Origin of the sequence: Microcoleus sp. PH2017_34_RAT_O_A (assembly GCF_020737885.1) — a bacterium.
In the GTDB taxonomy this organism is placed as follows: domain Bacteria; phylum Cyanobacteriota; class Cyanobacteriia; order Cyanobacteriales; family Microcoleaceae; genus Microcoleus.
This window is the reverse complement of the sequence record NZ_JAEQDD010000144.1, coordinates 11,281-20,154: the sequence shown is the minus strand read 5'-3', so window position 1 is coordinate 20,154 and position 8,874 is coordinate 11,281. Positions and strand designations below refer to the sequence as shown.

Annotated in this window: 7 protein-coding genes and 1 pseudogene; 6 read left to right on the top strand and 2 right to left on the bottom strand. The window is 46.0% G+C overall.

Annotated elements, in window-relative coordinates; genetic code table 11:
* Window positions 1-369, bottom strand: a pseudogene (locus JGK11_RS30845) (RNA-guided endonuclease TnpB family protein); the annotation flags it as partial.
* An 83-nt stretch (window positions 370-452) separates the two neighbouring features.
* Here JGK11_RS30845 and JGK11_RS30840 point away from each other — a divergent pair.
* Together JGK11_RS30840 and JGK11_RS30835 are read left to right on the top strand one after the other, a co-directional pair.
* A complete protein-coding gene (locus JGK11_RS30840; protein WP_293193780.1) occupies window positions 453-659 on the top strand; it encodes a DNA-3-methyladenine glycosylase in 207 nt (68 codons plus the stop codon).
* A 50-nt stretch (window positions 660-709) separates the two neighbouring features.
* Complete coding sequence (locus tag JGK11_RS30835) at window positions 710-1,009, top strand: hypothetical protein (protein WP_293148499.1); 300 nt, start codon at window positions 710-712, stop codon at window positions 1,007-1,009.
* A 219-nt stretch (window positions 1,010-1,228) separates the two neighbouring features.
* On the opposite strand, the gene JGK11_RS30830 is transcribed toward JGK11_RS30835, so the two are convergent.
* The gene (locus JGK11_RS30830; protein WP_293214230.1) at window positions 1,229-2,725 is read right to left on the bottom strand and encodes a glycosyl hydrolase family 57; all 1,497 of its coding nucleotides are present in this window, start codon (window positions 2,723-2,725) and stop codon (window positions 1,229-1,231) included.
* Between the two features lie 306 nt (window positions 2,726-3,031).
* On the opposite strand from JGK11_RS30830, the gene JGK11_RS30825 reads away from it, so the two are divergent.
* The 4 genes from JGK11_RS30825 to JGK11_RS30810 all read left to right on the top strand — a co-directional run bounded on the left by JGK11_RS30825 (window position 3,032) and on the right by JGK11_RS30810 (window position 8,646).
* Entirely contained in the window at window positions 3,032-3,847 is an 816-nt protein-coding gene (locus JGK11_RS30825; RefSeq protein WP_293207832.1) for a DUF928 domain-containing protein, read from the top strand.
* A gap of 301 nt (window positions 3,848-4,148) precedes the next feature.
* Entirely contained in the window at window positions 4,149-5,285 is a 1,137-nt protein-coding gene (locus tag JGK11_RS30820; protein ID WP_293214228.1) for a tetratricopeptide repeat protein, read from the top strand.
* 6 nt (window positions 5,286-5,291) lie between these two features.
* Complete coding sequence (locus tag JGK11_RS30815) at window positions 5,292-7,343, top strand: CHAT domain-containing tetratricopeptide repeat protein (RefSeq protein WP_293214226.1); 2,052 nt, start codon at window positions 5,292-5,294, stop codon at window positions 7,341-7,343.
* A 574-nt stretch (window positions 7,344-7,917) separates the two neighbouring features.
* The gene (locus JGK11_RS30810; protein WP_293186941.1) at window positions 7,918-8,646 is read left to right on the top strand and encodes a response regulator transcription factor; all 729 of its coding nucleotides are present in this window, start codon (window positions 7,918-7,920) and stop codon (window positions 8,644-8,646) included.
* Window positions 8,647-8,874 lie beyond the last annotated feature (228 nt).

Here is an 8,874-nt window from a genome sequence, read left to right as displayed (position 1 = left end):
GATTTGCTTCCGAGTTTCTGAGAGTTTCCAGCCGCTGACTTTATACTCAACTGAGCGACTGTTTTTCTTGAAAGTCGGATAACCTTTCTTTCCGGGAACGGCTTTCTTGCAGTTGTCGTAGAACCGAGCAATGGCAGAATAAGCCCTTTCCACAGAGGCTTGGCAGGCACTAGAGTTCAATTCTTTAACAAAGGCAAACTCTTCTCTGAGCGCAGTGCTGTGACGGTACAAGTCTTTTTGCCCTACTCCTCGGTTGTCGATCCAGAAACGGACGCACTTATTCCGAACGAATTGAGCAGTTCTGATTGCTTCGTCTATAGCGGAGGACTGATTTGGTTTGCCGATCGCCTTGAATTCTAGAACGAACATCTTACGTGGGAACTCCCTACGCTAAAATTCTAACACAAAGCCGTCCTAGAAGGACGGGGCTTTAAACCCAAGTTTTTGGTAAGGTGCTGGAGATCGATCGAACTTTTAGCGGTTTACCCTTGGACGCAGGCCAAGCGCTGCGGTTGGAACACCGGAGCGAAGACTTTCAGCAAGCCGTGGAGGAGGGTACAATAAATTTTGTGCAAACTACGCGGATCGGGATTACTAAAGGGATTGATTTGCCTTGGCGGTGGTATTTGGGGAACTGTGCGGCCGTGTCGCAACTCTAGTAATGTCAAAGGTGTCAGTGTAAATTTGGTAGCTTAAACTTAGTGAAATTATGGCTTACTCTTCTGAAAACCCGATCGTACAACTCAAAAAATGCCTGACTCTCGCTCAGGATGTTGGGAGTCACGCCGAAGCTAACCGAGCTTTCGAGCAATTGTGCGGGATTATAGATGCTGAAAATCCGATGGCCGCGCAACTTTTGGAGATGTTGTGGGAAGACGCAATTCTGGCCAGACGTTCTGCTGTATTTTGGCAGCAAATGAGCGAAGTTGAGAAAGATATGGCGAATAGAATGATGGAAAATATGACGCAGATGAGACAAAATTATTTGCGTTTGATGCAGGAAATGTAGGATTTGGTAATGGGGAATGGGGAATGGGGCATTGGTAATTGGTAATTGGCAATTGGTAATTGACCCGAATTTGCCAACAAGTATAAGGTGCGTCAGCCGAGATATTTGACACTGGTCAAATAGTTGGTTTCCGGGGCACTCTACCATAAATTTTGTTACTTCAACCCGCGGAGGCGGGTTTTGTCTGTGTAGACGCGGTTTCAACCGCCGTCTCATCTTCTATTTCATCAAAGCAGCGCCGCGGTTGTAAAGTTCGCGCGCGTAATCAGTCCAAGTTCCCTGTCCCCAATAGCGGAAACAGCTTGTTTGCACCAACAAGTTGTAAAGCAAAGCTTGCTGGTATTCAAACTGCTTGGTAACAGCAGCATCTTGCTGCACCAGCGAGTCGTATTTTTTGTGAAATGCTGCGCTGAGTTGATTCATCGGTTCCAAGACGTTTTCGTAGCCCTTCACCCAACTTAAATCGTTTGTCCAAGAAGCACCATCCATGTGAAAATTGTGGTCTGTTTGCTTGAGTTTGGCGATCGCACTTTCCACCTTTTCCGGCGTAGCACTATCGGGATCGACTTGCTGCCAAATCTTGTGCTGGTTAATCCCCTGACAAACAGGATAATCATCAGGATTAACACCCGCCGCCTCAATCATCTCCAAATATTCAGTCCCATTTAAACCGACAACACCGGATTTTCCGCCACCTTGTTCGCGGTTTTCGTGCCAAGCTTTGACAAAGGCGCTGGGGAATTCATTCATCATCACGCCACCATTTTCGCCGTCGGCAATTTGAGTAACTAAAGAAGGAATTGTGACATTGCTAATTTGCTGTTTGTTGCGGACTTTTGCTTCGTAATATGGCTGCATTTGACCGACCAATTTTGTATCGGAACCTTGGGTTTTAATCAAAGCCGTGATGCTGATGGTTTCGCCGCGAGAATTGCGGGATTGCAAACGATTGGGAATGTATTTTTGGTCTGGCGACAATCCCGAACCGTCGATATTTTCCACAGAATGTTCCTGCACCATTAGCCAGCGGTAGCCGCATTCTTTCAAAGCTTTGATGTATTCGTAAAGAGTATCGGGGTGATTGGGAAAGTGCATTTCTGGAGGCGAAAAACCTTTAACGCGCTTCAGGGCATCTATGCCAAAAATGGATGCAAAATGATGTTGCCATGCTTGAATTTGGAGTTTGATATCGGGAATTGGAGTTGAGGGAATAACGGCGTGACTCCACATTGTCCCCAGCCATTCTACGTGGGGTTGGTATTCAGGTTCGCAGGTAATTCGCTTGAGGTTGTTGAAGATATCGTCGCGTCCCATTTGGCGCAATCCCCACAATAAATTGCCCGAATAGTCGAGCATAATTCGCGGGTTGCAACCTTCAGCAATCAGTTGGGGAATGAATTCGCCCATGCGGGAATAGCACCAAGCAAAGACTCCGGCATTGTGGTTGTCTCCTTGGTTGGGATTTTCAAACATATTCTGGAGATTGCAGATTAGTTCGCCCTTTGCACCTGCTGGAATTGTAGGTTGGTGCATATGCAGGGCGCAAGCAAATCCGGCTTGAATGTTTTCGAGGCGCAGATTTGTCTTAGGTAAAAAGACTGGTTCGTTGCTGTTGGTGGCGGCAGTGATTTCTGCTTCGGAACCGCAAATGTTGGGCAATCCGGAGCGAAGTTCTTCTAAAACGGGTGGGTTGGGGGATGGTGCGATCGCAGACATAAGTTTTTCTCAAGAATTGTGGAGGAACGCGGTCTGCTATTTGGTAAGATAGCTATATGCTTTTAGGGTAGCAGAAAAGGTAGCAGATTTAAATAAGTATCGAAAAGTAGCGATCAAATGAGTTATGTTTTTCGGAATTTGTCATTTAGTTGCAGATATTTAGACTTTGGCTCACAACGATTGATTAGAAAAACCGCAGATTAAGGCAGATAAACACAGATAAACGCAGATAAAAGTCTGCCAAGATTATTTTCAGGTGCCGTGCGATCGCGCTGAGACTTTGTACCTCTACCTCGCAGATATTTTATGAATGACAAAAAACTGCTCCTACAGCAGGCGGCGATTAATTTGCTGGTGGCTGTAACCATTGTTCAACCTGGATTGGCTGCTACGATCGCCGATTCATCGGGGGAACCGCATTTGCAGCCGCAGATACTCGCATACGAGCCGCCTGCGCGGGGTGCACCGGGCGATCGCGGAGATGCAGGCAGCCGCGACGATCTTCACCACTTTTTAGCTTTAATTCCGGCTCTAAATTTAGGATTGACTGCGATCGCACATCCGACTTTTTGGCTGTACTTGCCGGCTCCATTTCCCGATGACATTCCCTTGGAGTTTGTGCTGCGGGACGAAGAAAATCAAGAAGTAGTTTTCCGAACATTTTTTCAGCTTGCAAAAACAGCGGGACTTGTGAGTTTTTGCTTGCCACCAAATGCACCTCCTCTGGAAATTGGCAAAAAATATCGCTGGGATTTTTTCTGCGGGAATATCTCCCGCTACGGGTGTGTTGAGCGAGTGAAATTGGCACCAGAAATCTTAGTTAAGCTAGAAACTGCATCGCTGAGGCATCGCGTTTTACTGTTGGCTAAATACGGTTTGTGGTACGAAACTATTACTGAATTAGTTGCGCTGCGGGACAAACTTTTGAGTCAATTACAGGTAGCTACTTTAGAGGAAAGGCTGCTGATTTATGCTGAAAATGATTTGCGGTATGAAGCGCTAGCCGAGCTGACTGGATTTGAAAAAATATCTTCTCTGGTAACTTTGGAGGCGGATTGGAATGCTTTATTGCAGCATCCGTTTGTGCGCTTGCACGAGATTGTTTTAGAACCGTTTGTTTGAGTCCGATCGTGCATAATATATGGGCCGGGGCGGGTTTTTGAGATTGTGGGTTTTTGGCTCAGATTGTTGGTGAACCCGCCCCTACAGGAATCAATGTCAATGGATCGAACACGAACGAGACAAATTGTAGGGATCGTACATTTTTATTTATGGTGAGCTTGCTGCAAAAAAACATCCCAAAATCCTGTAGGGGCGGGTTCGCCAACCATCTACAAAATCCACAAAAAATCTCAAAAACCCGCCCCATCCCCGCCATTATTTACATTGACAATTCCCTAAAAAATAAGACATCAACCTATAGATGAAATATCCAATATTAAGCGCCTACAATACTTTCAATACAGCACCGATCGCCCTTTGGTCATTTGATGCAGCAGGAAACTTGGCGAGCGATCGCCCGGATCTCCCTCCAGCACTGCTAATTGACAGCGTTTGCCGTGCTGTTGAGCGATCGCAAAACGGGCCGCAAGAAAGCCTGCTGCTGACTGGAGGTTACGTTACTTTCCCAGTCACTCCTTTGCTGGATGTCGGCACGGAAGACTTTTCTGTGTGTGCGTGGATTCGCACGGGTGATTTGGGTATTGTCAAGATTATTGATAAACGGATTCAAAATTCTGGCCCTTTACGGGGCTGGGCTTTATTTCTTTATCAGGGCCAAATTAACCTGCAAATAGCCGATGGAAAAAGTTGGGTAAACTGTGGTAGCGAATATTATTATACAAAAATTGATACTTTCCCTGTTATTAGCGACAACCAATGGCATCACGTTGGGGTTGCTGTCGATCGCGATCGATTGGATGGAGGGCGCTGGTATGTCGATGGCAAGGAAGTAGATTGGCGGTTCAACCCAACAGGGCAACAGAGTTCTCTCAGGAATAGTATGCCCTTGACTGTTGGCAGGCGATCGGACGATTTTGGTGGCATTTATCGAGGTAATATTGGGGATATGAGACTCTACAAACAGGCGCTGTCGGCGGCAGATGTGTTGTCGATTTACCGCTCGATTCAGTCTCCTATTAATAATAAATTTTTTGTTAACATTCTGAAGAGACCAGAAATACCGCGCCCCGAGCAAGATTCGTTCTCGGAAAGTGATAGTATTTCCGTGGAAAGATACTCGCAGGCGATGGAATACTATCAGGAGTCGCTCAATATTCATAGAAACAATGGCAACGGCTACGGAGAAGCGAATTCTTTGAACAATCTAGGCAATATTTACAGCGCGCGGGGTGAATACTCCCAAGCAATTGACTATCACCAGCAAGCGCTAAATATTCAGCAAGATATTGGTAACAGCAGTGGAGAAGCTGAGTCTCTAAATGCTTTGGGCAGTATTTACGATGCCCTAGGGGAATACTTGCAAGCAATTGAGTGCCACCAGCAGTGCCTAAATATTTACCGAGAAATCGGTCACTTTGGGGGAATAGCTACTTCCTAGCGCGATTTGGGGAGTGCATATCATTCTCTCGGCGAATACCAGCAGGCGATCGAGTGCCAACTTCAGTCTTTAGATATGGCGCGAAAAATCAACTCTAAGCATAGAGAATTGAACTGCTTAAACGCTTTGGGCCGTACCTACGTTTCCCTGGGGGAAAATCAATTGGCGATCGAATACTGTGAGAAGTCGTTGAATCTTGCACCGAAAATTGACAACCGTTATGGGGAAGCTAATTCTTTGGTGATTCTGGGTAATGCTTACAGTAATTTGGGGCATTACTTGCGGGCGATCGCATTTTACAAACAATCCTTAGATATTCAGCAGGAAATTGGCGATCGCTCTGGGGAAGCAACTTCCTGCCGAAATTTGGGCAATGCTTACCGCTGTTTGGGGCAGTACCAGCGGGCGATCGAATACAGCCGCAAGAGTTTGGAGATCGCGCGGGCGATCGGCGAAACCGCATCAGAAGGGGCAACTCTCAACAATTTAGGACTTGCTTTATTTGACTTTGGCAAGTTTGCAGAAGCTGAAACAGTCCTGGGCGATGCAATTCAAACTTGGGAATCGCTGCGGGGAAAATTGAGCGATCGCGATAACTTTAAAGTATCTATTTTTGAAACCCAAGCCGCAACTTACCGCCACTTGGAAAAAACCCTGATCGTCCAGAAAAAAACCAAACAGGCGCTGGAAATTGCGGAGCGGGGGCGGGCGCGGGCGTTTGTAGAATTACTGGGTGCTCGGTTATCTGCCAATTCAGATGCGATACCCGATATTAAGCCGCCTAACATCGATCGCATTCAAGAAATTGCCAGAGCCCAAAATGCAACTTTTGTAGAATATTCGATTTCTTTTTTAGAAGAACTCTTTATTTGGGTAATTCAGCCCACGGGTGAAATAGCCTTCCGCCAAGTTGACATCAACTACGAACATACTTCGCTCAAAGAGCTGGTTGCCGATTCTCGCGAGGCGATCGGCATCAGGAATCGCGATTTCAATCCCACTCTAAAAATGTACCCAGGTGATTTAGTCAAACTCCACGATGATGCGCCGAATTGGGAACCTTGGCAAGTAATATCTGTTGATAAAACTCACAACATTCTCTCGCTCTGCCAATCCTCTTGGCCCGCAGGGTTGACTATTAAGAGGCCTGCAATTGATGTAGCAGCAAAAGTGGAATCGAGCCTCACCAATCACCCTCGCTTGCAAAAACTCCATCAACTGCTAATCGAACCGATTGCTGACTTGTTGCCGACAGATCCAGCAGCTAAAATTATCTTTATTCCTCAAGGCGAACTGTTTTTTGTGCCGTTTCCGGCGCTGCAAGATGCTGCTGGAAAATACTTGATTGAAAAACATACTATTTTGACTGCTCCTGCAATTCAAATTCTGGAATTAACGAGTCAAAAACGACAAGAAATTTCTAATTTAGCTGGGGATATTTTAGTAGTAGGAAATCCGACAATGCCTGAAGTTGCTCTGGTACCGGGCCAAGCTCCGCAGCAGTTGTCTGCTTTGCCGCATTCAGAAACCGAAGCTAACGCGATCGCCAAATTGTTCCAAACCCAAGCCCTGACGGGGAATTCGGCTACCAAATCTGCCGTGCTTCAGCGGTTGTCAGACGCCCGCATTGTCCATTTTGCCACCCACGGATTGCTCGATCGCACTCGCGGACTCGGCAGTGCGATCGCCTTTGCACCCGATCGCACCGATAGCGGTTTGCTGACGGCTGAGGAAATTTTGCACCTGCACCTCCAGGCGGATTTGGTGGTTTTGAGTGCTTGCAATACCGGCATGGGGCGGATTACCGGTGACGGGGTTATCGGCTTGTCTCGCGCTTTAATTTCGGCTGGTACATCCAGTGCGATCGTCTCTTTGTGGGCGGTGCCAGATGCTCCTACAGCCGATTTGATGGTGAAATTTTATCAAAATCTCGATCGAACGGGCAACAAAGCTCAAGCCCTGTGCAGCGCCATGCTGGAGACAATGCAGCAGCACCCAAACCCCAGAGATTGGGCAGCTTTCACCCTGATCGGCGAAGCTTCAACAGTTGACAGTTGACAGTTGACAGTTGACAGTTTGAGAGCGACCTCTACTTATAAGTCCGAGGATTGGAGTAATGAATAGTCTGATTTCAACCAATTCTTTCTGGTAATGGGGAGTTTCGGTTAAATTTTGTAAAGAATTGCCAAATCCCGCGAAAAAATTAGTTTTTTGGCTGAAATCTCCACAGAAAGGCGATCGCGCCTGGATAAGTCATGTGTCGATTTAATTTATTGACAAAAATACCTCGGCGATCGAAATCGGGGCCACCACAGGGGGATTGGTCTCAACTTAATCCTGGAACTGTTGATAAATCTTGCTTTCAGCCGAGGCCAGATCCCCCTAAATCCCCCTTAAGAAGGGGGACTTTGATCGGATTCTTGTCCCCCCCTTGTTAAGGGGGGCTAGGGGGGATCTGGCCTCAGAGAAAAACGAGATTTTTCAATGCTTCCAGGTTTAAGTTGGCACCAATGCCACAGGGGGATTGCCTACAAAAACTTTAGCCCGCCGGAGGCTGACTAAAGAATAAAGACTGTTTTTTAGACAGCTTCGCTTTCTTAACTTTGCACCATTAACAATTGAGTTAAAAATTATGAAAATCTCTGCCGCTCAAAACACCAAAATTCTAGTTGTAGAAGACGACGCCCCCGTCCGCAATCTAGTCTACCGCTTTCTAAAGCAGAGATATGAAGTACAATTTGCAGCCGACGGCCAAACAGCCTTAGAAATATTTGATGAATTCAACCCAGTTCTCGTGATTTTAGATTGGAATTTGCCCGATACTACAGGCTATAAACTTTGTCAAGAAATGCAAAAGCGGACGAATGTTTTAGTCACGATTCTGAGCAGCCGCACCGCCGAAGAAGATCGAATTAAAATCCTAAAAGCAGGTGCTGACGATTTTATGTGCAAACCGTTCAGTATTGAAGAATTAGCAGTTAGAGTAGAAGTCTTGTTGCGGCGAGGGAGAACCGTCAACCCGCGCAGCCTTGTCTGCGGTCAACTAGAAATTGATTTAATGAGTAGGGAAGTAAGATGGCAGGATAAAACTTTGACTCTAACCAAATTAGAATATGAGATATTGTGTTTTTTGGCAACTCATTCAGATGAAGCTTGGACTCGCCAACAGCTAATCGAAAAAATTTGGGGCTGGAAATGCAATTATGGATCAGAAGAGCGAGTGGTGGACGTACATATCGGCCAGATTCGCAAGAAAATGGCTAAAGTCGATCGGGCTGTGCCAAATTTTATTCAAACAATTCGCGGATACGGTTACACATTTGCTCCGAATGCTCGCAATCACAGGATATTTTCCAATTAGGATGGAATAGGAAAAGTCTTTGCAATCAAATAATTTGGACGCTGCTCAGAGGAACATCCAAATTATTTTGGCCATTCAAGTTTAAGGTATGTAGTTGCGCTTCAGCGCTCCGATCTTATATATATTAAAAGCGCTATTATTGTGGCAATACAAGTCTATTGAATAAATAATGTCACCTTCTAAAACAAAGGTATGTAGTTGCGCTTCAGCGCTCCGATCTTATATAGA

What these genes read in the sequence shown, in the direction of transcription:
- JGK11_RS30810 (WP_293186941.1), top strand. Translation starts at nt 7,918, where the DNA reads ATGAAAATCTCTGCCGCTCAAAACACCAAAATTCTAGTTGTAGAAGAC.
- JGK11_RS30830 (WP_293214230.1), bottom strand. Translation starts at nt 2,725, where the DNA reads ATGTCTGCGATCGCACCATCCCCCAACCCACCCGTTTTAGAAGAACTT.
- JGK11_RS30820 (WP_293214228.1), top strand. Translation starts at nt 4,149, where the DNA reads ATGAAATATCCAATATTAAGCGCCTACAATACTTTCAATACAGCACCG.
- JGK11_RS30835 (WP_293148499.1), top strand. Translation starts at nt 710, where the DNA reads ATGGCTTACTCTTCTGAAAACCCGATCGTACAACTCAAAAAATGCCTG.
- JGK11_RS30825 (WP_293207832.1), top strand. Translation starts at nt 3,032, where the DNA reads ATGAATGACAAAAAACTGCTCCTACAGCAGGCGGCGATTAATTTGCTG.